Raw genomic sequence first — 26,553 nt, forward strand, 5'->3', positions numbered from 1 at the left:
TTTTCAAAGACCTGGTTCATGCGATATCGCTACCGCTTCGCTTTCGTCCTGTGGACCGTCTGGTTGGCAGGCTTGGTCATGCTTGGCAGGCCGGCGGCCGCGGACGGAATCGTTGCCGATGGCGCGGCGCCAACGGCACAGCGCCCGCATGTGGTGACCACGCAGAATGGCCTGCCGCAGGTCAACATCGCAGCGCCTGATCAGGGCGGGTTGTCGCACAACCGGTACACCCAGTTCGACGTCGATCGGAAAGGCGTGATTCTCAACAACTCGGCGGTCATGACCTCGACCCGGTTGGCGGGGATGATCCAGGGCAACCCCAACCTCGATGCGAACGGCGCAAGGGCGCGGGTCATTCTCAATGAGGTGAACAGCGCCAATCCGAGCGTGCTGCGCGGGTTCATGGAGGTCGCCGGCGACAAGGCGCGGGTCATCGTCGCCAATCCGTCAGGGATCCTGTGTGACGGTTGCGGCGCCATCAACGCGGGGCGCATGACCCTCAGCACGGGGCAGCCGCAGCGCAATGCCGACGGCACCCTGGCGGGATTCCGGGTCGAGCAGGGCGTGGTGCGAATCGAAGGCGGCGGCCTGAATGGCGATCCGCGCCATGACACCCGCTACGTCGACATCCTGGCGCGCGCGGTGCAAGTGAATGCCGGCGTGTGGGCCGGGGAAGACGTGTCGATCGTGGCGGGACGCAACCGTGTCAGTGCCGATGGCGCAACGATTACGCCGCTGGCCTCCGACGCCATCAAGCCGCAACTGTCGATAGACATGGGCGAGATGGGCGGCATGTACAGCGGCCACATTCACATGATCGGCACCGAGGCCGGGGTCGGGGTGCGCAATCAGGGCGGGCATGTGCTGGCGTCGAAAACACTGACGATAAGCAGCGAAGGCAAGCTCAGCTGGCTGGCGGGTTCAACGCAGCCCGTGATCCAGGCCGGCGGCGATATTTCGCTGGTCGCGCGGGACGGCATTGCGTATCACGGCAAGCTCCATGGCGGCGGCATGTTGTCGGTCGAGAGCCGGGATGGAAGCCTCGAACAGTCCGGCACGCTGGCGGCGGCCGGCGATGTCCGGCTGACGGCCAAGCGGGGCATTCAAAGCCGCGGCAACGTGTTGGCCGGCAGCGATCTCGACAGTGTGCTGACGAGAGAGGCCGACCTGGTGCTGAACAGCCAGGAAGATGTCCGCGCCAGCGGCAGCCTGTTCAGCAAGAAGACGATCGACCTGCAGGGCGGCCGGGTGGACCTGGGCCAGGCCACGCTTGCGGCGGATCTCGTAAAGGTCCAGGCGCGGGACGGCGGCGTGGCGTTGACGCAGGCCAGGATCGACAGCCGCGGGCTGGCGTTGAGCACGACGGGGGCCATCGACGCGCGGCAGGCAAAGGTGCGGACCGGCAACTGGAGGGTCGATGGCAATAGCCTGCTCAACCGGCAGGCGGTATGGACGCAGGTCGAGGATGGCGCCAGCCGCTTCACCTTGGCTGGCGTACTGGACAATGCCGAAGGCGCCATCGAAGCCCGCCAATTGGCGCTGGATGCGGGTGCCGTCGACAATCGGCAGGGGCGCCTGGTGGCGCTTGCGGGCGTCCCGCAGCATTGGCGCATCGGCGGCCTGCTGGATAACCGCGACGGCGAGCTGGGCGGCAACGGCCTCCTGGCGCTGGAGGCCGGTTCGCTGGATAACCGGTCCGGCAAGATCACGAGCCCGCAGGCGTTGGAAGTCACGTCGGACGGCGGGGTCAATAACACCGACGGCACCATGCGGGCCGGCACCACGCTGGCCCTGCATGCGCGGGGCGCGCTCGACAACACGGCCGGGACAATCACCGGCGCGCAGGTCGCGGTGGCCGCGCAACGCCTGAGCAACAGCCAGGGCCAACTGATCGGCCTGGGCAATCTGCGGCTGACGACGCGGCAGGTCCTGGATAACGCGCACGGCTGGCTGGAGGCCAAAGAGACACTGTCCGTCGAGGCGGGCGGCATTTGGAACAACCACGACGCCACCGCCCTCGCGGGCGCGCGGATCCAGGCGACGGTGGACGGCTTGGCCAACACCGGCGGGTTATTGCAATCGGGTGGTGCGTTCGAGCTGGATACGTCCGGCGATGTCGTCAACCACGGCGGCACCCTGACGGCCGGGCAAGCGCTGGCCTGGCGAGGGGGCGCCGCGAGCCTGTTCGACAACAGCGCGGGGTCCCTGCAAAGCGGCGGCGCCATGTCGTTGGCGGGCGGGGCGCTGAACAACTTGCGGCAGGGAACCGTCCTGAGCCAGCAAGGCCTGGCTCTCACGTTGGCCGGCGCCTGGGACAACCAGGGCGGAAAACTGACCGGCAAGGGGCGTACGGTGGTGCGCGCCGACCGGCTGGGCAATGCGCAAGGCAGCATCCAGACGCTGGACAGCCTGGATATGCGATTCGCGCGCACGCTGGACAACGGCGGCGGCCGCATCTTCAGTCGCAAGACGCAGCAGCTGCATGCGCAAGACATCCTCAACCCGCAAGGGGCGATGAGCAGCCAGGGCGATTGGTCCGCGACGGCCGGGGAATTCGACAACACGGCGGGATCGGTACAGAGCCAAGGCGTGTCCACGCTTGCGGCGAACATCCTGGATAACGCCCAGGGCACGGTGCAGTCGGCCGCGGCCCTGACGCTGCGGGTTGCGCGCAATATCGACAATCATGCCGGCGACATCGACGCCGCGGGACCGTTGTCGGTGCAGGGCGCGGACGATGCCACGCCCGTGGATTTCATCAACAACGCCAAGGGCCGCATGTTGGCGGGCACCGGGCTGACGCTCGCCGCGCAAGGGCTGGACAACACGGGGCTAGGCCTGATCCATAGCCAGCGGCAAGCGCGGCTCGATGTGCGCAACGTCCTGGATAACCGGCTGGGCCAATTGCAAAGCGACGAGGCGTTGCAACTCGACGCGCAACAATTGCTGAACGAAGGCGGCGCCATCGACAGCCTGGGGCGGCTCGATCTGCGTATCACCGGACTGCTGGGCAATGACCAGGGCAAGGTGCGCAGCGACGGTGATCAACACATCACCGCGCAACAGGTCAGCAATCGGCACGGGGTGTTCAGCGGAGCGGGCGCGCTGGCCCTGGTTGCCGACCGGCTGGACAACCAGGCGGGCCGGTTGGGGGCGGCCAAGGCCTTCGTGCTGAATGCGGCGCGGCTGGATAACAGCGGGCGCGGGCACATCACCAGCCAGGGGCGGCTGGACATTGCGGCGGATCACTTGATCAACCGTGATGGCGGCGTATTGCTGGGCACGACCCACACAGGATTGAAGGCCGGTGCGCTGTTCAACCAGGACGGGGTGGTGCAAAGCGGCGACGTGCTCGCCATCGATACCCATACCCTGGACAACCAGGGCGGCACGCTGCTCAGTCAAGGCGCTCTGTCGCTGGCGGTAGGGCAGGACTATCTCCATCGCGCGGGCGACACGATCAGCAGCAACGGCCGGGTCACGCTCGTCGTGGACGGCGCCCTGACCAATCAGGCCCAATGGCTGCTACCGGGGGAGCTCGTCCTGCGCAGCACGCATTTCACCAACCCGGGTTCCCTGGCGAGCCAGGGGCTGCGCGTGACCACGGGCATGCTGCGCAACACGGGTCGACTGGAAGCGGATCGCATGACGCTCGATGTCGATACGCTGGACAATCCCGCCGCCGTGATGGGGGATGACATCACCGTGCGCGGCCGGGTCATCGACAACCATGGCAAGGATGGCGTGGTCGCTGCCATGCGGCAGCTGTCGATACAGGCACGGGAACGGCTGACGAACCAGGAGGGCGGCCTTCTGTACAGCGGCGGCGCATTGAACCTGGATAGCGGCGATCTGCTGGAAAACCGCGCAAGCGCCATCGAGGCCGATGGTGATGTCGCGATCGGGGCAAAGCGCCTGGAGAACCTGCGCGAAGGCCTGCAGATCGCGCGCGACGCGGACGTGCAGGCACCGACCCATTGGCACCGCTACAACTACTACTGGCGTTCCTACGGTTCGGGCGTCAATCCCGACGTGGGCAGCATGGCGCCCACCACGCAGCTCCTGACCTTTCAGGACCTGGCGACCGCGAAAAGCAATCCGTACGGCACCCTGATGGCCATAGACGCCCCGGGCAAGCGCGCCCAGGTGAGCGTCCGTGGCCGCGGGGGCAGGATGACAACGCTGTGGGTCAACTACCTGGCGTTGACGCCTGATGCGGATGGCCGCTATGCCATGACCTTCTACGAGACGCGCGGATATCGGCAGACCCGCGTGCCCACGCCGTATCACAACACGGTCTGGCGCGAATATGACGAGGGGCACGTCGAGAAATGGAGCCCTGACAGTCACGTCGATATCGTCGATGCGCCCTTCGTGACGGACTACAACAATTTCCGCGAGCGCACGGTCACCGCCACCGTGACCCGCGACAGGCTGGTGTCCGAAGGCACCGGCGCCCGCATCCTGGCGGGCGGCGACATGGCGTTGCGCGTCTCCGGGAACCTGTTCAACGATGCCAGCGTCATCACCGCCAACGGCAACCTCGACACCGCCGTCGACGGCACGGTCGACAACCGGGGGTACTCCGTCAACGAGCGCCGCCACGAAATCATCGTCGACCACTACGACAGGGACACGGTGCATTGGTATCCGACGTTCAACCGTGACGTCACCACCGCGCTGAGTACCGTCGACAGTGTCATGACCGGCAACGGCAGCGTCACCATCCACGGCGCGAGCATCACCAGCACCACGGTCGGCCAGGCGCAAATCAGCGGCGTCGCCGCAGCGCTCGCGGCAGTGGACGCCGAGCGCGCCGAATCGCGGCGTAATCCGCTGGCGATGACGATGCCCGACGAAGATCCCGTCGATGCGGCCACGCCCCTGGCGGTCGGGCGCCCCTTGCCGCCCGCCGAACAGGCGTTGACCCAAAGGCAGCATTTGAGCCGGGTGGTCACGTCGATCCCGAACAACGGGCTGTTCCGTCAACCATCGGCGCCGGCAAGTCCCTACCTGGTCGTGACCGATGAGCGCTTCACCAGCCGCAGCAGATTCATCAGCAGCGACTACCTGCTGAAGCGGGTTGGGTTCGATCCCGCACGATCACACAAGCGCCTGGGGGACGGCTTCCTTGAACAGCGCCTGGTGCGCGAACAGATGCTGCAATTGACTGGCCGGCCGTCGGTGCGCGGTGCAAGCGCCATGGCGCAATACCAGGCATTGATGGACACAGGGGCGAAAGCGGCGCAGGACCTTCAACTGGTGCCTGGCGTCGCCTTGACCCCGGAACAGATCGCGGCGCTGCAGCAGGACATCGTCTGGATGGTCAGCGAAACGGTCGACACCGGCACGGGCCCGCAGACGGTATGGGTGCCCAAGGTCTATCTGGCGGCCCCCACGCTACGCCTTACCGGCGATGGCGCGCTGATTGGCGGTGGCAGCCTGCAACTGGCGGCGAATCGTATCGACAATGCCGGCGACCTGTTCGCCGACCGCGCGCTCGGGATCGACGCTGGCCAGTTCCTGCATCGCGGCGGCGACATCCGCGCCGACCGTATCGATGCGCGGGCCGACAGCCTGACGATCCGCAGCAACCTGCAGGACGCGTTACGCCAGGCCAGCATGAGCGCCAGCGACATCAAGCTCGACGGCGGCGACATTCGCCTGCGTGGCGCCAGGTTGGACGCCTCGCAGAACCTGAGCCTGAGCGCGCGCGACAACCTGGATATCGGCGTCGCGCAGAGCCGCCATCGCGCAAGCGTCGACGTGATTGCCGGCGCCCTGGGCAACCGTACCCGATCAGGCATGGAGACCGCCGGCAAGCGCATGGCGCAAGTCAGCGGCGAATGGCAGCAGGCGCAGGGCAGTACCCTGAACGCGGGGAGCAACGTCAGCGTGACGGCGGGGCGGGACCTCGTCGTGCAAGGCAGCCAGGTCGCCGCGGGTGGTTCGACGCACTTGCAGGCGGGGGGCGATGTCCGGCTGTTGGCGGCCGCCACCACCAACACGACCCGGCTCAAGGCCGGCAGCAGCACGTCTTCGGTCGACAACCTGCGGGAAGAACAGCGCTTGAGCCTGGCGAGCGTGCGCGGTGATAAAGGCGTCACCGTACAGGCGGGCAACGCCGCCGTGCTGGAAGGCGCGCAGGTCGACAGTCGGCAAGGACAGATAAGCCTGGAGGCCAACGACGTTTCCCTCGGCAGCGCGCGTCGGCGGGTGACCGATCAGGACGTCGAGCATACGCGCGACGGCAAGACCAAAGGCCGGCGTGAGATGGAATCCTCGCGTAATGAGGCCACCGGTAGCACGCTCAGTGGCCAGGACGGCATAACGATCGTCGCCCGTACCGGCGATATCGCCGTGACGGGCAGCACGCTGCATAGCGAGCAAGGTGATCTCGCCCTGCAGGCGCGGCAAGATGTGCGGATATCCAGCAGCACCCAAAGCGAGACGCGGCAGTCGCGGGAACATGCCGAGAAAAAGGGCTTCCTGCGCAAGAGCAGCAGCGACACGGCCAAGGACGACCGCGTGACGCGCGAGGCCGGCAGCATGCTGAGCGGCGACCGTGTTGGCATCGTGGCGGGCAATGACCTGGCGGTGACCGGCTCGGCCATTGTCGGCGACCGCGACGTCACTCTGCGCGCGGGGCGCGACGTCGATATTTCAGCGGCCACCGAAACTGAATCCCGCTACCTGCAGGAAAAGAAGAAAAAGAGCGGATTGCTGGATAGCGGCGGCATCGGCTTCACCATCGGCAGCCAGTCCTCGCGCCATGAAGCGGACGAGAAAGGCACCGTCCAGAGCCAGAGCGTGAGCACCGTCGGGAGCACCCAAGGCGACGTCACCATCGTCGCGGACAAGCGCGTGCACCTGGGCGGCGCCGACGTGGTGGCGGGACAGGATCTGGACATTGCCGCGGACAGCGTGCGCATCGATCCTGGCTATGACAAGCGCACCCGGCAAGAGACGTTCGAGTCGAAACAAAGCGGTTTGACCGTCGCGCTGTCCGGGACCGTCGGCAGCGCGCTCAACACCGCGGTCAGCACGGCGCAGCAGGCCAGGCAGGAGAGCGACGGACGCCTGCGGACGTTGCAGGGCGCCAAGGCGGCGCTTTCCGGCGTTCAGGCGGCGCAGGCGTTCGAGCGCGACGGCCTGCAGACGCAGGCCGCCGATGCCAGGAACGCTGCCGCCGGGGTGGCGCCGGGCGACAAGGACGCGGCGCAGGGAGCGACCAACACCATCGGTGTCAGTCTGTCCTATGGCAGCCAGTCGTCCCGGAGCGAAACCCGCTCCGAAAGCCAGCAAGCGCAAGGCAGCACGCTGAACGCGGCGCGCAGCGTGTCGATAGCGGCCACTGGCACCGGCGGGGCCGCCGGCAGCGGCGATATCGCGCTGGTGGGCGCGCGGCTCAAGGCCGGCCAGGATGTATCGCTGACGGCTGACCGCGATATCTCCCTGCTGTCGGCGCAGAACATCGAGCATACCGACGGCAGGCAGAGCAGCCACGGCGGCAATATCGGCGTCGGTATCGGCGTAGGGTCTGGTGGCTATGGCATCAGCGTGTCGGCCGGCATCAACGCCGGTAAGGGCAGCGAAAAAGGGAATGGGCTGACCCATGCCGAGACCACGCTGGACGCGGGTCGCCGCCTGGCGCTGCGCAGCGGCCGCGACACCCTGCTCAAGGGCGCCCAGGCCAGTGGCGGACGGGTCGGCATCGACGTCGGCGGCGACCTGACGTTGCAGAGCGAACAGGACAGCAGCCGCTACACCGCGCAGCAGCGCAACGTCAGCGCCGGCGGCAGCTTTACCTTTGGTTCGATGACCGGCTCGGCCAATATCAGCGCAAGCCAGGACAAACTGCGCAGCGATTTTGACTCGGTCAAGGAACAGACCGGGTTATTCGCCGGGCGGGGCGGCTACGACGTCACGGTGGGCCGTCATACCCAGCTGGACGGCGCGGTCATCGCAAGCACGGCCGCTCCGGATCAAAACCGGTTGGATACCGGAACCCTGGGCTGGCGCGACATCGACAACCGCGCGGATTTCAAGGCGCAGCACAGCGGCGTTTCGATGGGCACGGGCGGGCCGGTGGGCAAGGACCTGCTGACCAACGCGGCCAGCGGCGTGCTGTCCGGCGCCAACCACGGCGGGCATGCGTCGGGCACCACCCGTGCGGCGGTGAGCGAAGGCGGCTTGCGCGTACGCGATCAGGCCAACCAGCGCCAGGACTTGGCGGAACTGAACCGTGACGCGGCGCACGCGAACGACGGCAGCATCAGCCCGATCTTCAACAAGGAAAAAGAACAGAACCGCCTCAGGCAAATGCAGCTGATCGGCGAGCTCGGCAGTCAGGCGATGGACGTCATCCGCACGCAGGGCGATATCGCGGGCCTGAAGGCGCAGACCGACCCGAAGGCGCTGGCCGAAGCCAAGGCGCAGCTGGGCAAGGAAGGCCGGCTCTACACCAGTGCGGACGTGATGGACCGGGCCTATGCCAACGCCATGAAGCAATACGGCACCGGCAGCGATCTGCAAAAAGCGGCACAGGCGGTGACCGGCGCGCTGACGGCGCTGGCGGGCGACAACCTGGCCGGCGCATTGGGCAGCGGCGCCGCGCCCTACCTGGCGACTGAAATCAAGTGGCGGATCGGCGAGGACAATCCCGCGGCCAATGCGATGGCGCACGCGGTGCTGGGCGCGGTGACGGCGCAGTTGAACGGTCAATCGGCGCTTGCCGGTGGGTTGGGCGCGGGCGGTGGCGAACTGGCGGCGCGGATGATCGCGCGGCAGCTGTTTCCGGGTAAAGATCCCGGCGCGCTGAGCGAAACCGAGAAGCAGCAGATCAGTGCGCTGAGCCAGGTGGCGGCGGGGATTGTGGGCGGCCTTGCCACGGGGGATGCGGCTGGCGGCGTGACTGGCGCGCAGGCGGGCAGGAATGCGGTGGAGAACAACCTTTTAGATGTTGTTCAGTTGGAAGACTTCGCGCATCGGGCGAAGGTCGGCACAGGAGAGGAACGCCAGAAAGTCATTCGGGACATGGTGGATACCAATGTCCGCCAGCAGGATGAGATAAAGGAAGTCTGCGCCACATCACCTCAGCAATGCCAGCAACGATATGGCTATTTGCTTGACGAATGGGAGTTGTTCGACGACACGATAAAAAGGCTGGCGAAGGACAAGTCGCTGCCTGACGATTTTCGCGACTATATGCCGGCGGTGTATATGTCGGACGTGGAGGCGGGAGGGATTGTTGCCGAGCACGGTTGGACCAAGCGTTTTGAAGCCATGGGGTTTGATGCCGATACGGCACGGGTGATGGCTGCGACGTTGCCAGCGGTGGTTAGTGGTGTGGGTGGGGGGAAAGGAGGTAAGTTAGGAGGGAAGGGGGCAGCATCCAAGCAAACTACCCATTTCAATAAGGAGCCCGATCGATATAAACCAAATAAGGATGCTGTTGAAAATATGACGGCAATTTTCGAGCGGCCTGGTTTTGGTGGTGAAATAAAAAATAATTCACAAAGAACAAGTCAGCACTATCACGGGATGACTGTTTATAAAGCAAATGATGATATTGGTGGTTATATAAAAAAAGGTGATAATTTCTATTTAGATAAGAGGCATAAGGATCATATTGAGGTATTTGATAGGCACGGGAATTTTAAGGTGGTTCTGAATTTGGACGGTTCTATTAACGATTCAAAAACTATGGCGGCGAAAGGGAGAAGGTTGAAATGAATGGCATCGACAAAATAAAGTATTTGCTGCCGCGTTTGTATGGGTCGCTTTGTTCTGATCAAAAATGGTCGGATATGGACTGGTGCGTGAATTACAAGCAGAATTTAGATGAAGAATTAAGAAGGGAAACCGCTAGTCTTCAAGTATGGATAAACATCTTGAATGAGGCTTTGCAGGAAAAAGATCTGGTTGCAGCTATGGTCGCCATAGTTCGAGTTAGAGTTTATTTGCTAAGCCTTTATGGATTTTTTCATAACATTGTTGAAGATGTGGATAGAGTGAATTCAATAATTCCACGGTTGAGTGGTGCCGTGGTGGCTTGCGAGGTTGCGAGTGTTTCTAACTCATCAGATGATCTTTTTGCAAATGGATTAAATTTTAATCTAATGAAAAAAATAATCTCCTCCTTAATTTTTTTGTCGGACAGTGAGGGTCGGTTTTCAATGGGTGGGTGGGGAGTGGGTTGTGTGTCGAATTTGGATGAAATATATTCTGGTGATATAAAGAGTTTGCTCATAAACCTAGAGCTTGTTGAGAAATCGATGCGAACGAACGATTGGGTAGCAGTGAGGTACGCACTCGAAAGGGTGCAATCTTCCGCTCAGTTCCTTTCAGATTTCTTTAAGAGAATCTTTGATGATATAGAAAAGGCAGGGTGGCCTGATGATAAGCCGCTAGCTGATATTCCAGAAGATTATGAAATTCCGGCACGCTACAACCATGCTGGAAGCTAATAAAAAGCCCTGCTGTAGCTGGTAGACGCGCTTTGAAGCCATGGGGTTCGATGCCGGTACGGCATGGGCGACGGCTGCGACTTGAAAGATTCCATAAAAGGTGGGGCAGGTGAAAGTCAAAAGATCGGATGGTGAAATTATTAACGTTTTTGCCATTTATTGGGTAAGTAATAAAACTCTGTGTTTGGGATTTTCGAGAAATTATGGTGGGCTATGTGTATATGATCTTTCAGAGGTTGGTGTGGTAGATGCCACGTTGAGTTTTGAATTGATTTATTGTAAAGATGGTAGTGGTATTCCTGGTGTTCTTCACTGGGCTCTGGTAAGGGAACGGTTGTTGGATGATCTGCTTGAGCGGGATGAAAATGCTTATGGAAGATTCTTGGAAATCTTGAAATCCGAGGGGCAATTGGATGATGATTTTTATTAAATAAAAACGTTTATATCGAAGTTACGATTCTTCAAGTCGAGCTTCGACGTAGGGGGTAAACGGTCGGCATGTGGCGCTAACTGCATTCGCGGGAAATAACCTGGCCGGCGCATTGGGCAGCGGCGCCGCGCCCTACTTGGCGACCGAAATAAAGCGGCGGATCGGCGAGGACAATCCCGCGGCCAATGCGATGGCGCACGCGGTGCTGGGCGCGGTGACGGCGCGGTTGAACGGTCAATCGGCGCTGGCCGGCGGCTTGGGCGCGGGCGGCGGCGAACTGGCGGCGCGGGTGATCGCGCGGCAGCTGTTTCCAAGTAAAGACCCCGACGCGCTGAGCGAAACCGAGAAGCAGCAGATAAGCACGCTGAGCTAGTTGGCGGCGGGAATTGCGGGTGGCCCTTTCACGGAGGATGCGGCCGGCGGCGTGACTGGCGCGCAGGCGGGCAGGAATGCGGTCGAGAATAACAATCTGAGCGCACCTCAGTTGGACGAGTTCGCGGAGCGCGCACGAGGTTGCGGCGCTCGCGGCGATTGCCATCAAGTCATCGAGGAGATGGAGCGGCTGAGTGTTGCGCAGCAGGACCGGTTGATCTCGGTCTGCGCCACCGATCCAAATGCGTGCCGGAAGGAGTACGGCGATATCCCGGCAAACAGCATGCTGATCCGCGATGCGATAGATCATGTGCGGGGAGATAGCGATATCCCGTGGCAGATGAACGCGGATATGCGGCGTTTGTTGGTGAATTCAGAGGGGCGTGAATGAAAATTAAAGAATCGAATGGCGAGATAATTGATGTTTTTGCAATATATTGGATAAATAATAAATCCCTGTGTCTGGGTTTTCCTTGGGGGCATGGTGGACTATCTGTATATAACCTTTCCAAAGTTGATGTGCTGGACTCTGTCTTGAGTTTCAAAATGATTTACATCCAAGATGAAGAGGTGATTCCTGGTGTGTATCACTGGGCTCTAATACGAGAGCGATTGCTGGATGGTTTGCTCGAGCTGGATGAAAATGCCTATGAAAGGTTTTTGGGCATTCTAAAATCCGAGGGGCAGCTGGGTGATGATTTTTATTAAGTGAAAAATATTTATCGAAACCGTGTTGGACGTGAGCTTACGGTAACCCAGGAGAGATGGGGTGAAACTGAGAGGAGCACGTGCGGAATTGAAGATCAGAGATCGACTGAGTATGGGGATATATATAATATTCTAGTTAACGGCTGTTTTGTTGTGCGTTTTGAGGTTGAGAGAGTGTTGGGAGTTATTTGCGGGGTGGAGAATGGTTCGGTGTTTGAATACTCAAGAAAATTGAGGGGTAGGTTAAGCAATTTAGAGATGCTGATTGCACTTGATTTGACCAGTAATCATTGATTTGTATTGAATCGGGGTGAGGGTAGACCGTGCAGCACAGGGAGCGCCCCGTAGCCGCCCCGTTACGATAAAGTAATGACCTTCCTCCCCACGGCAACCTCCCTCCAACCCATGGCCACCTACGCATTCCGCCTTCTCAACGTCTTCGCTTCCAGCACCTTCACCGGCAATCCCCTCTGTGTATTCGAAGACGCGCGTGGCATGGACGACGCCACCATGCGCGAGCTGGCGGCGCAGTTCAATCTTTCCGAAACCACTTTCATTCTGCCGTCCGACGTGGCCGATGCGCGGGTGCGCATCTTCACGCCCGGCTTCGAGATGGGTTTCGCGGGCCATCCGACCATCGGCACGTCGCAGGTGGTGCGCGACCTGCTCAAGCGCGGCGATGCATTGACATTGGAATTCAAGGCCGGCGTCGTGCCGGTCACCGCGCAGGGTGATGCCTGGACTTTCACCGCGCCCTGCCCGAATGGCGTGCGCACGGCGGCGCCGACGCTGCCGGCCGCTGATATTGCCGGACTGATGGGGCTGGACGTGGACGACCTGGCGGATGATCCCATCTGGGTGGATACGGGCGCGGACCAGCTACTGGTGCCGCTCAAGAACGTCGACGCGTTGCGGCGAGCAAATCCGGATGCCTCCCAGCTTGATCGCTGGCAGGCCAACAGCCTGGGGCGCAAGGTTTGCTATCTGTTTGCCTTCGACCCGAACCGCCAGCAGGACGGGCGCGATGTCGTGGTGACGCGTTATTTCTATGCCAAGCCCGGCGGCGGGGTGCAGGAAGACGCCGGCACCGGTTCGGCCTGCGCCAACCTGGGCGGCTGGCTGCGGCATCGGCAGCACGCGCTGCCTGCCAGTTTCCTGGTGGAGCAGGGCGACCAGATGGGCCGCCCTTGCCGGTTGCTGCTGGACGTGCAGGCCGACGGACGCATCCAGGTGGGCGGCCGCGCGCTGGAGATCGGTCGCGGAACGGTGGACGTTTGAGCCCGCGCATCGCGCCACCGTTATCTCGCGTCAAACGAAAACCGGCGCCTGTGTGTGAGCACAGGCGCCGGTTTTTCATTGCGTGGCCATCACAAGGCCTGGCGGCTTACTTCTTGTTCTTGGCCGGGTCGACCTTGATGTTGTTCATGACCTGCTTCACGCCCTCGACGCCGCGGGCCACGGTGGCGGCGTGATCGGCTTCGGCGGAGGTGCCTACGGTACCGGTCAGCTTGGCCACGCCATCGGTGGTCTCGACCGCGATATCCAGCGCGCTCAATTGCTTGTCGGCCACGAAGGCGGCCTTGACCTTGGTGGTCACGGTCGCGTCGGACGCATATTCGCCCACGGATTGCTTGGGCTTGCCGTCATCGGCGGCAAAGGCCATGGAAGTGAAGACGGCGCCCGTACCCAGTGCGGCGGCGGCGATCAGCTTGCGGATTTCCATAGTTGTGCTCCTTATGTATGGGGTTCAGCGCGTTCATGACGCAACGGCTAAGCGAAAATTCTCGGGGTGCGATGTTCTTCTATTTCTTGCGGAATGCGCCGCCCAGAATGGACAGCAGCGCCAGAACCAGGAAGACGAAGAACAGGATCTTGGCGATGCCCGCGGCGCCGGCGGCGATGCCGCCGAAGCCCAGGACAGCCGCAATGATCGCAATGACGAAAAATACGACGGCGTAGTGCAACATGTCAGCTTCTCCTGGTGGCGTTGGGATCAGGGATTGCGGTCAAAGAAATCCCGCACTTCCTTCTGAGCCTGTTCCTTGGTCTTGCCGTAGCGCTCCTGGATCAGGCCAGCGAGGCGCTCGGCGTTGCCTTCCGTACGGGTCAACTCGTCGTCGGTGAGTTCACCCCAGGCCGCTTTGGCCTTGCCGGACAGTTGCTTCCACTTGCCAGCGATGATGTCGTTGTTCATGGTGACCTCTCTTCGTAGGGGCGAGGGCAGCGGCTTATGGCCGATAAGCTCTGCATTCGCGGTTGAGTTGGGCACTGATCAGCTTGAGTTCAAGGTACAGGCCTGCCGCGAGCCCTGTCAAAGGACGCTGTGGGTAAATGTAACAGCCGGGGACGGGGCAAATCGCGCTTCCTTCGACGAGGGGTAGCGCAGGCGTACCAAGAGCGGGAGTTACATCTGAGCAACGTATTGAGCCGTTTTGAGCGGGGCTGGTAACGGGACCTACACGGCGTTTGGGCGAAAAACAGGCATTGCGTGGCGCCGATGGGCAAGCGCATCCCGCGCTGGTTGCATGGCCGGCGCGCCGGTATAGTCGGGGGCAGGTTCCGTGCCCGGGTTCATGGCCCGCGCGGTCTGGCTACATCACGCAAGGGAGGCATGTCATGACGCAACGATTGCTCGGTACGATCCTGCTGGCGCTGGCCGCGATGGCGGCGCTGGGGTGCACCCATGTGACGGATCGCTATCAGGCCGCCGTGCCCGTGGTGGCGCCACAAGGCTAGGGCCTGCGGCGCAGCGCCGCGTCCAGGCGCGTGGCCGCCAGGCATGGCCGGGGCGGCCATCGCCGGTCATCCAGAATAAAAACGGGGCGCTCGCGCGCCCCGTCTGCATGCGATCCCGTGCGCGGGATCAGGCTTCCCGGATGCGTTGGGCGATGTGTGCCAGCGCCTCTTCCACCTGGTCCACCAGGATCAGGCACAGGTCGCCGGCGCCCAGGCGCGCCAGCGCCGTGTCGATCGCCAGGAACTCGCCGTGGATCTCCTCGATGTGGCGGGTGCGGCTGGCATTGACCAGGCCTTGCTGCAGCAGCGCCAGCACTTCGCCATCGGCGCGGCCGCGTTGGCATTGGTCCTGGTACAGCAACACGTCGTCGAAGGCGCCGCCGAGGATCTCGGTCTGCATGCGGATGTCTTCGTCGCGGCGGTCGCCGGCGCCGCTGATGACCACCGAGCGGCGCTTGGCGGGCATGGCGTCGACCGCGCGCACCAGCGCCAGGATCGCATCGGGATTGTGGCCGTAGTCGGCGATCACGGTGGCGCCGCGATAGTCGAACACGTTGAAGCGGCCGGGCGCGGTCTGGGCGTCGTTGACGAACGTGGCCAGGCCGCGGCGCACGATGCTCCAGTTCAGGTTCAGCGCCCAGGCGGCGGCGATCGAGGCCATGGCGTTTTCGACCTGGAACACGATGGTGCCGTTGCGCGTGAGCGGGATCTCGGCCAGCGGGAAACGGGTTTCCTCGGTGCCCTGGGCCGCGACGATGGCATCGCCATCGCGGTAGACCACGCGCAGGCCCTGGGCGCGGTGCGTCGCCATGACCGGATGGTTGCGGTCCTCGGCGAAGTAGGTGATCGAGCCGGGGCAGCTGTGGGCCATCTCCGCCACGATGGGATCGGCGGCATTGAGCACGGCGGTGCCGCTCGGATGCACGTGCTGCACGATCACGCGCTTGACCACGGCCAGGTCCTCGACGGTGCTGATGTAGCCCAGCCCGAGGTGATCGCCCATGCCGATGTTGGTGACGATGGCGACGTTGCAGCGGTCGAAGGCCAGGCCTTCGCGCAGGATGCCGCCGCGCGCGGTCTCGAACACGGCGGCGTCGACGTCCGGGTGCATCAGCACGCTGCGGGCGCTGCGCGGGCCGCTGCAGTCGCCAGTGTCGATGCGCAGGTTGTCGACGTAGACGCCGTCGGAGTTGGTCATGCCGACGCGGTTGCCGGCCGTGCCCAGGATGTGGGCGGTCAGGCGCACCGTGGTGGTCTTGCCGTTGGTGCCGGCCACCGCGACGACCGGGATGCGGCCGTCGTCGCCGTCGGCGTACATGTTGGCGATGATGGCTTCGCCCACCGCGCGGCCCTTGCCGAACGAGGGGTTCAGGTGCATGCGCAGGCCGGGCGCGGCGTTGACTTCGACCACGCCGCCGTTCTGTTCCTCGAGCGGGTAGTGCACGCTTTCGGCCACCACGTCGACGCCGCAGATGTCCAGGCCGATCATGCGCGCCGCCGACACCGCGCGCGCCGCCATCTCGGGGTGAACTTCATCGGTGACGTCGGTGGCCGAGCCGCCGGTGCTGAGGTTGGCGTTGTTGCGCAGGAAGATCAGGGTGCCGGGAGGCGGCACCGAATCGGCGTCGAAGCCCTGCTTTTTCAGCGTGGCCAGCGCGATGTCGTCGAAGCGGATCTTGGTCAGCGAGGTGGCGTGGCCGTCGCCGCGCAGCGGGTCGGCGTTGACCTGGTCCACCAGTTGGCGGATGGTCTGCACGCCGTCGCCGGTGACTTGCGGCGGATCGCGGCGCGAGGCGGCGACCAGCGTGCCGCCCACCACCAGCAGGCGGAAATCGTGGCCCGGGATGTAGCGTTCGACGATGACTTCGGAGCTGATCTCCTCGGCCACTTCGAAGGCCTGGATCACGCGCTCGCGCGTTTCGATGTTGACCGCCACGCCGCGACCCTGGCTGCCGTCGCGCGGCTTGACCACCACCGGGCCGCCCAGCTCCTGGGCCGCGGCCCAGGCGTCTTCGGCGGTGGTGACCGAGCGGCCCAGCGGCACCGGCACGCCGGCGGCGTCCAGCAGCATCTTGGTCAGGTCCTTGTCCTGCGCGATCGATTCGGAGATGGCGCTGGTCAGGTCGGTCTCGGCGGCCTGGATGCGGCGCTGCTTGCTGCCCCAGCCGAACTGCACCATGCTGCCTTGCGTCAGGCGGCGGTACGGGATGTTGCGGACGGTGGCGGCGTTGACGATGGAGCCGGTGCTGGGGCCCAGGCGCACGTCCTCGTCCAGCTCGCGCAGGCGCTTGAGGGCGTCGGCCAGGTCGAACGGGGTGTCGTCCAGCGCGGCCTGAACCAGCTGCTGCGCCAGGTCCATGGCGAGACGGCCGACTTCTTCCTCGCTGTATTCCACCACCACCTGGAACACGCCGGGTTCGATGGTGGACGAGGCGCGGCCGAAGGTGACGGGGCAGCCGGCATAGGCCTGCAGCGTCAGCGAGACGATCTGCAGCACGTGCGCGATCGAGACCGCGCCCTGGTGGCCTTCGGGGCGCAGCAGGCCGGTCTGCGGCAGGCGCGCGCGCAGGCGGGCTTCAAAGTCGGGCAGGGTGTCGATCGAGCATTCGGCGTCGGCGCACGACACGATGGCCTCGATCGCCGTGTTCTTGCTCCACAGGTTGGGGCCGCGCAGTGCTCGGATACGGGAAACTTCCATGGCAGGTATTCCTGTCTAGCTTGCGCGCGGCCGCGGCGGGTCGCCGCGGCGCGCACGATGATGTCAGTGTTGCTGGATCCAGCGGCGGACGAGATCGATGGTGGGGCCGGAGAAGGCCTCGTCGGATTGCAGCAGGACGAAGTCGCCCGCCGCGATGCCGGCGAGCTGGCTCTCGATGGCCTTGCCATGGTCGGGCTCGTCCAGGATCTGCTTGACGCGGCTGCCTTGCTCCAGGCCCTGGCGCAGCAGCGCGCGCGCCTGGCCGGCGGGGCGCTTGCTGGTGACGGTGGCGTCGTCGTACAGCACCACGCGGTCGAAGGCGTCGCCCAGCAGCTTGCCCTGTTCGATCAGGTCGGCGTCGCGGCGGTCGGCGCCGGCCGAATACACGGCGGCGCGGGTACTCGACGGGAACTGGTCGATGGCGGTGATGAGCGGACGCAGCGCGGAGGCGTTGTGGACGTCGTCCACCACCACGGTGCTGCCGTTGCGCTCGAACAGCGTGAACTGCCAGGGCGCGTCGGCCTGGTCGATGTCGAAGGTCTCGATGCCGGCGCGGATCAGCTCGACCGGAATGTCGAGCGCCCAGGCCGCGCCCACGGCGGCCAGCACGTTCTCGACCTGGAAGGCGACGCGGCCGCCGTGCGTCAGCGGGATCGCGGCGACGTCGGCCAGGCGCTCTTCACGCGCGCCCTGCGCCAGCACGATGGCGCCGTCGCGCACGAACACGGCGCGGCCATCCTGCTGCAGGTGGGCGGTGATGGCGGGCAGGGCCGGATCGATGCCGAAGAAGATCACGGCGCCGTCGGACAGCTCGGCCATTTCCACCACGCGCGGATCGCGCGCGTTGAGCACGGCGGCGCCGGTCGGCAGCACCACGTCGACCTGGGTGCGGAACACATTGAACATGCGCTCCGTTTCGTTGATGTCGAAGTCGCCGAGATGGTCGGCGTCGTCGATGTTGGTGACCACGCCGACCTGGCAGCGGTCATACGCCAGGCCCTGGCCGAGGATCACGCCGCTGTCGTTCTCGATGACGGCGGCGTCGACGTTGCGGTTCATCAGCACGCGGGTGCCGGACGCGAAGTCGGCGCGGTCGCCCTTCTGCACCAGGCGGCGGTCGAGGTACAGGCCCTCGCTGCAGGCCAGGCCGGTGCGCTTGCCCGACAGGTGCAAGAGGCGTGCGACCAGGCGTGCCACCACGGTCTTGCCGTTGGTGCCGGTGACGCCGACGATGGGAATGCGGCCGGCGTCGCCTTCGGGAAACAGGTGGTCGACGATGGCGTGGCCAACCGGGCGCGGGGTGCCGTCGGCCGGCTTCAGGTGCATCAGCAGGCCGGGACCGGCGTTGACTTCGACGATGGCGCCACGCTGTTCGTCCAGCGGGCGCGAGATGTCCTCGGCCACCAGGTCGACGCCGGCGATATCCAGGCCGACCACGCGGGCGGCCAGGGTCACGGTGGCGGCGACGCTGGGGTGCACGCGATCGGTGACGTCGAAGGCGACGTTGCCGCTGCGTTGCACCAGCACGCGCTGGCCGTCGGCCGGCACGCTTTCTTCGGTCAGGCCCTGGCGGGCGATCTCGAGGCGCGCTGCCGAATCCAGCCGCACCGGATTGAGCGGATGGTTTTCGGTGCGGCCGCGGCGCGGGTCGGTGTTGATCTGGTGGTCGATCAGTTCGGTGAGGGTGGACTTGCCGTCGCCCGTGACCCAGGCCGGCTCGCCGGCGGCGGCGGCCACCATGCGGTTGCCCACCACCAGCAGGCGGTGCTCGTTGCCCAGCACGAAGCGCTCGACGATGACGCCGCTGCCTTCGTCGACGGCGACGCGGTAGGCGGAGATGACTTCTTCGCGGGTGGTCAGGTTGGTGAACACGCCGCGGCCGTGGTTGCCGTCATACGGCTTGACCACCACCGGCAGGCCGATGTCTTCGGCGGCCGACCAGGCGTCGTCCTCGCTGTCGACCAGGCGGCCTTCGGGCACCGGCACGCCGCAGGTCGAGAGCAGTTCCTTGGTCAGGTCCTTGTCGCGCGAAATGCCTTCGGCGATGGCGCTGGTGCGGTCGGTCTCGGCCGTCCAGATGCGGCGCTGGCGCGAGCCGTAGCCGAACTGCACCAGGTTGCCTTCGAACAGGCGGATGTAGGGGATGTCGCGGTCGTCGGCGGCATCGACGATGCAGGCGGTGCTGGGACCCAGGCAGTGCTTGTCGACCAGCCGGCGCAGGCGCGCCACGGCGGCGTCGACGTCGAACGGACGGTCTTCGATGGCGGCCATGACCAGGTCGCGGCCTTCGTTCAGGGCGGTGCGGGTGACCTGTTCCTGCCAGGCGCGCACGACGACCTTGTAGACGCCGCGGGTGGAGGTTTCACGGGCCTTGCCGAAGCCGCCGCGCAAACCGGCCAGGTTCTGCAGCTCAAGGGTGACATGTTCGAGAATGTGGCCGGGCCAGGTGCCTTCCTTGACGCGGGACAGGAAGCCGCCCCGCACGCCCGGGCTGCAGCGGTGCTCGATCAGGGTCGGCAGCCACGCGGTCAGGCGCTCATAGAAGCCGGGGATCGTGTTGGAGGGGTAGTCCTCCAGTTCGCCGATATCCACCCACGCCTCAAGTACCGGACGGTACGTCCAAATGTTCGGGCCGCGCAAAGCCACGACATCGAGAAATTCAATGTCTTTCTTTTTCATGTTTTAATTTACTTGAGAAGCAGGTTGGCACGCGCGGACGCCCCTATGCAAGACCGCGAATTTATTGGGGTTGCGCCTTAAGAATAATGCCAACGAGTGGGGGATCCCAGATATTCCTAATTAGAAAAATCGGCTGATACTATACGACGCCTTGAAAGGCGTGAACTCGTTGTGTTGTAAGGAAGGGACACGTTGCCAGCCCGGGGTTGGCATGCCGTCGCCGCCTTGTAGGGCAGAGTCCTGGCCCGGTATGCGTTCTAATGAAAAAACCACACCTGCTTTCCGGCCTAGCCGAAGCCTTTCCTGCCCGCTGGCGGGATGAAATCCGCGCCGAACTCGCGCAGGATGAAACCCTGCTGGCCTGGGTTGAAATTGACCTGGATCAGCGGCTGAAGTTCCAGCCCGGCCTGGTCGCGGTCACCGACCGCCGCGTGATCGCCCGCAACCCGGCCGATACCGGCTGGGAATCCTGGGCGTACGGTCCCCAACTGTCCCTGAATCTTTCCGACCACGCCGGCGCCGCCGTGCTGGAACTGCACGACGACAGCGCGCGCCTGGGCATCTGGCGCTTCACGCTGGCCTGCAACCCGGCCGCGCTGCGGCTGCTGGGCCAGTTCGAGGCGCAGCAGGCGATCCGCCTGTCCGGCCAGCCGGAAGCCGAGGCGGGCGAACGCCAGTGCACCATCTGCAACAGCGCCATCCCCGCCGGCCAGGACGAATGCCCCACCTGCAACCAGGAGCAGGCGGCGCCGTCCACCACCTGGGCGCTGCTGCGCCTGTGGCGTTTCGCGCGGCCGTACCGCCTGCCGTTGCTGGCCGGCTTCCTGCTGACCCTGATGGGCACCGCGGCGGCCCTGGTGCCGCCGTACCTGACCATGCCGCTGATGGACGACGTGCTGATTCCGTTCCAGAACGGCGCGCCCATCGACTACAGCAAGGTCCGCCTGTACCTGGGCGGGCTGCTCGGCTCGGCCTTCCTGGCCTGGGGGTTGGGTTGGGCGCGGACCTACATCCTGGCCTGGGTCAGCGAGCGCATCGGCGCCGACCTGCGCACCACCACCTATGAGCACCTGCAGCAGCTGTCGCTGGAGTATTTCGGCGGCAAGCGCACCGGCGACCTGATTTCCCGCATCGGCAGCGAGACCGACCGCATCTGCGTATTCCTGTCGCTGCACCTGCTCGATTTCGCCAACGACATCCTGATGATCGCCATGACCGCGGCGATCCTGGTGTCGATCAATCCGTGGCTGGCGCTGGTCACGCTGGTGCCGCTGCCGTTCATCATCTGGATGATCCACGCCGTGCGCGACCGCCTGCGCCATGGCTTCGAGAAAGTCGACCGCATCTGGTCGGAGATCACCAACGTGCTGGCCGATACCATTCCGGGCATCCGCGTGGTCAAGGCCTTCGCCCAGGAAAAGCGCGAAGTGGCGCGTTTCCGCGAGGCCAACAACCGCAACCTGGAAGTGAACGACCGGGTCAACACCACCTGGTCGCTGTTCTCGCCCACGGTCACGATGCTGACCGAGGTCGGGCTGCTGGTGGTGTGGATCTTCGGCATCTGGCAGGTCTCGCAGAAGCAGATCACGGTGGGCGTGCTGGCGGCGTTCCTGGCGTACATCGGGCGCTTCTACACGCGCCTGGACTCGATGAGCCGGATCGTCTCGGTGACGCAGAAGGCCGCCGCAGGCGCCAAGCGCATCTTCGACATCCTGGACCACGTGTCGAGCGTGCCGGAGCCGCAGAATCCGGCCAAGCTGCCGCAGATCAACGGCCGCATCGAATTGCGCGACGTCGGTTTCCGCTACGGCAACCGCCAGGTCATCCGCGGCCTGGACCTGAGCATCGCCCCCGGCGAGATGATCGGCCTGGTGGGCCACAGCGGCTCGGGCAAGAGCACCCTGATCAACCTGATCTGCCGCTTCTACGACGTGTCGGAAGGCGCGATCCTGGTGGACGGCGCCGACATCCGCTCGGTGCGGGTGGCCGACTACCGCCGCAACATCGGGCTGGTGCTGCAGGAACCCTTCCTGTTCTTCGGCACCATCGCCGAGAACATCGCCTACGGCAAGCCGGACGCGACCCGCGACGAGATCGTGGCCGCGGCCCGCGCCGCCCACGCGCATGAGTTCATCCTGCGCCTGCCGCATGGCTACGACTCGCTGGTCGGCGAGCGCGGCCAGGCGCTGTCCGGCGGCGAACGCCAGCGCATCTCGATCGCGCGCGCGCTGCTGATCGATCCGCGCATCCTGATCCTGGACGAAGCGACCTCGTCGGTGGACACCACCACCGAGAAGGAAATCCAGAAGGCGCTCGACAACCTGGTGCGCGGTCGCACCACCATCGCCATCGCCCACCGCCTGAGCACCTTGCGCAAGGCCGACCGGCTGGTGGTGCTGGACCGTGGCCAGATCGTGGAGCAGGGGCCGCACGAGGAACTGATGGCGCGTGAAGGCGCCTACTACCGCCTGTACCAGGCGCAGGCGCGCCAGAACGAAGCGGACGCGCAGGCCTCCGGCAGCGAAGACATGGCCGCCGTGGCCTGAGCGAGATAACCGTCATGACGCTTCCCGTTTTTCAGCTGCGACGCAATGCGTTCGGGCGTTTGGTGTTCCAGGGTGCCGACGGCGTCGCGCACGAAGGCGTGATCCCGGTGCGGGCCTTTCCGATCAGCGAGGCTGATCGCGGGCTGTCGCTGGTGACCGGCGACGGCCGCGAACTGCTGTGGATCGAACGGCTGGCCGACGTGCCCGCCGCCGAGCGCGCCCTGATCGAAGAGGAACTGGCCGGCCGGGAATTCATGCCCGAGATCCGCAAGCTGGCCAGCGTGTCCACCTTCGCCACGCCCAGCGTCTGGCAGGTCGAGACCGATCGCGGCGCCACCCGCTTCACGCTGCGCGGCGAAGAGGACATCCGCCGCCTCAGCCCGCAGACGCTGTTGATCGCCGACAGCCACGGCATCTTCTACCTGGTGCGCGACATCCTGTCGCTCGACAAGCACAGCCGCAAGCTGCTGGACCGCTTCCTGTGAGCGGTCAGTCCGGGGCCGCGCGCTTGAACGGCGTGTGGGCCTCGAGTTCGCCCAGGTAGTCATCCACCGCGGCGGTCTCCTCATCGAGAAAATGCTGGATCGCGGCCGCGAAGCGCGGGTCGGCGACCCAGTGCGCCGACCACGTGGGCGTGGGCAGCAGTCCGCGCGCCATCTTGTGTTCCCCCTGCGCGCCGCCCTCGAAGCGCGCCATGCCATTGGCGATGCAGTAGGCGATGGCCTGCAGGTAGCAGGTCTCGAAATGCAGCCCCGGCACGTATTCCGTCGCGCCCCAGTACCGTCCGTACAGCGTATCGCCGCCCGCCAGATTCAGGGCCGCCGCCACCGGTTGGCCGTCGCGTTCGGCCAGGATCAGCACGAAAGCGTCGGGCTGCTCGCGGTAGGCGCGCAGGAAGAACTCGCGGCTCAGGTAGGGCGGATTGCCGTGGTTGAAATAGGTGTGGCAATAGCACTGATAGAAGAAGTCGAGGTCGGCGGCGTCGATCTGCGCGCCGCGCAGCCAGCGGAACGCCAGCCCGGCCTGCGCCACCTTCTTGCGGTCCTGGCGGATCTTCTTGCGCTTGTCGTGGCTCATCGTCGCCAGGAAGGCGTCGAAGTCGGCATAGCCCGGGTTGGTCCAGTGGAACTGCACGCTTTCGCGCACCATGAAGCCGGCCTCGCGCAAGGCGCGCAGGTCGGCGGCGGCGGGAAACAGCAGATGCAGCGACGACACCTGGATCTCTTCGGCGAAGGCGACCAGCCCGCGCACCAGCGTGTCGCGGTCTTCGTCGCTGGCGGCCAGCAGGCGCGGGCCCGACACCGGGGTGAACGGCACGGCCGCCAGCAGCTTGGGGTAGTAGCGCAGGCCGTGGCGCTCGAAGGCGTCGGCCCACGCGTAGTCGAACACGTACTCGCCGCGTGAATGCGATTTCAGGTAGAGCGGCACCGCGCCCGCCAGCGCATCGCCGCGCCACAGCATCAGGTAATGCGGCGACCAGCCGGTGCGCGGCGCGGCACAGCCGGTGTCGTGCAGCGCATGCAGGAACGCATGCCGCAGGAACGGCTGGTCTCCGGCCAACGCATCCCATTGGCGGGCGTCGATGCGCGACAGGTCGGTCTCGATGGTCAGGCGAAGCGGCGAATCCATGGACGAATGATAAAGTCTTCGCTGGCGCATGGCGCGCCGCGCGGCATGGCCGCGCATGGTTATTGTCTTGCGGGCGGCGTTGTTGCGCCCCGCACCGGAAATCCTCATGGACAGCAATTCGACCCTTCCCGCGGATAGCAGTGAGCCGCACGAACCCGGCTCGTCCTGTCTGCGCGCCCAGGCCCTGCTGGCGCTGGCTGCCACCGATTGGGCCGACAAGCTGGCGCGGGTGCGCGCCATCGGCGACGACGCCCCGCTGGAGGGCGCGCGGCATTACGCGACGCCGGAGGGGTTGCCGGGGCGGCCCGCCGCGCCGGTGCTGGTGGCGCCGTCCGAGGTGCCGCAGCGTTCCATGGCGACGCTGGAGGGCCGCGCGGCGCTGCTGCACGCGCTGGCGCACATCGAATTCAACGCGGTGAACCTGGCGCTGGACATCCTCTGGCGCTTCGCCGGCATGCCGGATGCGTTCTACCGCGACTGGCTGCGCGTGGCGCGCGAAGAGGCCGCGCATTTCGATCTGCTCAATCGGCGGCTTGCCGACCTGGGTCATGCCTATGGCGATTTCCCCGGTCACAACGGCCTGTGGGACATGGCCGAACGCACTTGCGACGACCTGCTGGCGCGCCTGGCGCTGGTGCCGCGCACGCTGGAAGCGCGCGGCCTGGATGCGTCGCCGCTGATCCGCAACAAGCTGGCCGGCGCGGGTGACGCGCAGAGCGCGGCCATCGTCGACATCATCCTGCGCGACGAGATCGGCCACGTGGCCATCGGCAACTATTGGTACAAGCGGCTGTGCGCCGAGCAGGGCAGGGAGCCAGTCGCCTGCTATGCCGAGCTGGCCGGCCGCTACAACGCGCCGCGGCTGCGCGGCCCCTTCAACCTGGAAGCGCGCCGCGCGGCGGGTTTCGACGAGGCCGAACTGGCCGCCTTGCTCGACCCACGCGGCGCGGCCAACCCCTCCGCAGGAGCCCTTTCCCAATGACCCTTCGTCTTGCCGTTCCCCTGGCCGCCCTGCTGGCGCTGTCCGCGCCCGCCGCCCAGGCTGCCGACGCCTTCGCCGCCTGCCTGGCCGGACTGCGCGCCCCCGCCGCCAAGGCCGGCGTGTCGGGCGCCACCTTCGACAGGCATACCGCGAGCCTGTCGCCGGACATGGCGGTGATCGGATTGCTGGACGCGCAGCCGGAATTCAAGACGCCGATCTGGGACTACATGGCGGCGCTGGTCGACGACGAGCGCGTCGCCGACGGCAAGGCCGGCATCGAGCGCTGGCGCGCCGAACTCGACCGCGCCGCCGCGCGCTATGGCGTGGACCCGGCCACCATCGCGGCCGTGTGGGGCGTGGAGAGCAATTACGGCCGCACCCTGGGCGGCCGGCCGCTGCTGACCTCGCTGTCGACGCTGTCGTGCTTCGGCCGGCGCCAGGCGTACTTCCGTGGCGAGTTCTTCGCCGCGCTCAAGATCGTGCAGGACGAGCGTATCGACCCGGACAAACTCAAGGGCTCGTGGGCCGGCGCGTTCGGCCAGACCCAGTTCATGCCGTCGACCTACCTGCGGCTGGCGGTCGACTTCGACGGCGATGGCCGCCGCGACCTCATCGACAGCGTGCCCGACGCGCTCGCGTCCACCGCCAACTTCCTCAAGCGCGCCGGCTGGAACGACAACCTGGATTGGGGCTACGAGGTGATCCTCCCCGCCGGCGCGAGTACCGCCGGCGCCGGCCGCAAGAACAAGCGTCCGCTGTCGTTCTGGCGCGGCCAAGGCCTGACCCGCGCCGACGGCAAGCCGCTGCCCGCGGGCGACACGCCTGTCGGCCTGCTGCTGCCGGCCGGTCCCAAGGGCCCGGCATTCCTGGTGACCCGCAATTTCGATGCGCTGTATTCCTACAACGCCGCCGAAAGCTATGCGCTGGCGATTGCGCACCTGTCCGACCGCCTGCGCGGCGGCGGGCCGCTGGCGCAGGCCTGGCCGACCGACGACCCGGGCCTGTCGCGCGCCGAGCGGCGCGAATTGCAACGGCTGCTGATTGCCCGCGGCTATGAGCTGGGCGAACCCGATGGCATGATCGGCGAGCGCACCCGCGAAGCCCTGCGCGCGGCGCAGCGTGAACTCGGCCTGCCCGCCGATGGCCGCGCCGGCCAGAAGGCGCTGAAAGCCCTCAAGGCCTCCCAGGCTCCCCAGGCCTCGCCAGCCCTGCATGGCGCGGGCTGAGGGCCGGAAAGACAAGCTTTGCAAAGATCGCCGGTTGCCGACCTTTGGATGACCACATCGGCGCCGCCACGGGCCTAT

General features: G+C 65.2%; 17 protein-coding genes. 11 read left to right on the plus strand and 6 right to left on the minus strand.

Annotated features, from left to right (window positions below):
* The first annotated feature begins 18 nt into the window (after positions 1 to 18).
* The 7 genes from AC1HFW_RS01140 to AC1HFW_RS01170 all read left to right on the plus strand — a co-directional run bounded on the left by AC1HFW_RS01140 (position 19) and on the right by AC1HFW_RS01170 (position 13,257).
* Positions 19 to 9,735: a hemagglutinin repeat-containing protein gene (locus tag AC1HFW_RS01140; RefSeq protein WP_479281550.1), complete on the plus strand. Its 9,717-nt coding sequence runs from the start codon at positions 19 to 21 to the stop codon at positions 9,733 to 9,735.
* Positions 9,732 to 10,469 (plus strand): hypothetical protein, encoded by a 738-nt coding sequence (locus AC1HFW_RS01145; protein ID WP_479281551.1) that lies wholly within the window; start codon positions 9,732 to 9,734, stop codon positions 10,467 to 10,469. The genes AC1HFW_RS01140 and AC1HFW_RS01145 overlap by 4 nt, the downstream gene beginning before the upstream one ends.
* A gap of 109 nt (positions 10,470 to 10,578) precedes the next feature.
* Entirely contained in the window at positions 10,579 to 10,899 is a 321-nt protein-coding gene (locus tag AC1HFW_RS01150; protein ID WP_479281552.1) for a hypothetical protein, read from the plus strand.
* A gap of 136 nt (positions 10,900 to 11,035) precedes the next feature.
* Positions 11,036 to 11,272, plus strand: a complete 237-nt coding sequence (locus tag AC1HFW_RS01155; protein WP_479281553.1) for a hypothetical protein — start codon at positions 11,036 to 11,038, stop codon at positions 11,270 to 11,272.
* Positions 11,273 to 11,662, plus strand: coding sequence for a VENN motif pre-toxin domain-containing protein (locus AC1HFW_RS01160; RefSeq protein ID WP_479281554.1), 390 nt, complete (start codon positions 11,273 to 11,275; stop codon positions 11,660 to 11,662).
* Entirely contained in the window at positions 11,659 to 11,979 is a 321-nt protein-coding gene (locus tag AC1HFW_RS01165; RefSeq protein WP_479281555.1) for a hypothetical protein, read from the plus strand. The genes AC1HFW_RS01160 and AC1HFW_RS01165 overlap by 4 nt, the downstream gene beginning before the upstream one ends.
* Before the next feature lie 405 nt (positions 11,980 to 12,384).
* Complete coding sequence (locus AC1HFW_RS01170; RefSeq protein ID WP_479286445.1) at positions 12,385 to 13,257, plus strand: PhzF family phenazine biosynthesis protein; 873 nt, start codon at positions 12,385 to 12,387, stop codon at positions 13,255 to 13,257.
* A 106-nt stretch (positions 13,258 to 13,363) separates the two neighbouring features.
* Here AC1HFW_RS01170 and AC1HFW_RS01175 read toward each other — a convergent pair whose 3' ends face one another.
* The 5 genes from AC1HFW_RS01175 to cphA (AC1HFW_RS01195) all read right to left on the minus strand — a co-directional run bounded on the left by AC1HFW_RS01175 (position 13,364) and on the right by cphA (AC1HFW_RS01195) (position 20,092).
* On the minus strand, positions 13,364 to 13,702 hold the full coding sequence (locus tag AC1HFW_RS01175; RefSeq protein WP_006393595.1) for a BON domain-containing protein: 339 nt from the start codon (positions 13,700 to 13,702) through the stop codon (positions 13,364 to 13,366).
* Between the two features lie 79 nt (positions 13,703 to 13,781).
* The gene (locus AC1HFW_RS01180; protein WP_006389411.1) at positions 13,782 to 13,946 is read right to left on the minus strand and encodes a DUF1328 domain-containing protein; all 165 of its coding nucleotides are present in this window, start codon (positions 13,944 to 13,946) and stop codon (positions 13,782 to 13,784) included.
* Positions 13,947 to 13,972: 26 nt separating this feature from the next.
* Complete coding sequence (locus AC1HFW_RS01185; protein ID WP_006393596.1) at positions 13,973 to 14,173, minus strand: CsbD family protein; 201 nt, start codon at positions 14,171 to 14,173, stop codon at positions 13,973 to 13,975.
* A 669-nt stretch (positions 14,174 to 14,842) separates the two neighbouring features.
* On the minus strand, positions 14,843 to 17,413 hold the full coding sequence (cphA, locus tag AC1HFW_RS01190) for a cyanophycin synthetase (protein WP_061072114.1): 2,571 nt from the start codon (positions 17,411 to 17,413) through the stop codon (positions 14,843 to 14,845).
* Between the two features lie 63 nt (positions 17,414 to 17,476).
* Positions 17,477 to 20,092 (minus strand): cyanophycin synthetase, encoded by a 2,616-nt coding sequence (gene cphA / locus AC1HFW_RS01195; protein WP_035360094.1) that lies wholly within the window; start codon positions 20,090 to 20,092, stop codon positions 17,477 to 17,479.
* A 260-nt stretch (positions 20,093 to 20,352) separates the two neighbouring features.
* Between cphA (AC1HFW_RS01195) and AC1HFW_RS01200 the strand changes: the two genes are divergently transcribed.
* Both AC1HFW_RS01200 and AC1HFW_RS01205 read left to right on the plus strand, forming a co-directional pair.
* Positions 20,353 to 22,638 carry a cyanophycin metabolism-associated ABC transporter gene (locus AC1HFW_RS01200; RefSeq protein WP_061072112.1) on the plus strand — a complete coding sequence of 762 codons (2,286 nt, stop codon included), beginning with the start codon at positions 20,353 to 20,355 and terminating at the stop codon, positions 22,636 to 22,638.
* Positions 22,639 to 22,652: 14 nt separating this feature from the next.
* Entirely contained in the window at positions 22,653 to 23,123 is a 471-nt protein-coding gene (locus AC1HFW_RS01205) for a cyanophycin metabolism-associated DUF1854 family protein (protein ID WP_006393601.1), read from the plus strand.
* Positions 23,124 to 23,127: 4 nt separating this feature from the next.
* Here the strand turns inward: AC1HFW_RS01205 and AC1HFW_RS01210 are convergent, their stop codons facing one another.
* On the minus strand, positions 23,128 to 24,267 hold the full coding sequence (locus tag AC1HFW_RS01210; RefSeq protein ID WP_479281556.1) for a GNAT family N-acetyltransferase: 1,140 nt from the start codon (positions 24,265 to 24,267) through the stop codon (positions 23,128 to 23,130).
* A gap of 106 nt (positions 24,268 to 24,373) precedes the next feature.
* On the opposite strand from AC1HFW_RS01210, the gene AC1HFW_RS01215 reads away from it, so the two are divergent.
* Positions 24,374 to 25,249, plus strand: a complete 876-nt coding sequence (locus AC1HFW_RS01215) for a ferritin-like domain-containing protein (protein ID WP_006393603.1) — start codon at positions 24,374 to 24,376, stop codon at positions 25,247 to 25,249.
* Complete coding sequence (locus AC1HFW_RS01220) at positions 25,246 to 26,475, plus strand: lytic murein transglycosylase (protein WP_479281557.1); 1,230 nt, start codon at positions 25,246 to 25,248, stop codon at positions 26,473 to 26,475. The genes AC1HFW_RS01215 and AC1HFW_RS01220 overlap by 4 nt, the downstream gene beginning before the upstream one ends.
* Positions 26,476 to 26,553 lie beyond the last annotated feature (78 nt).

The organism is Achromobacter sp. ISS7, from assembly GCF_056523125.1.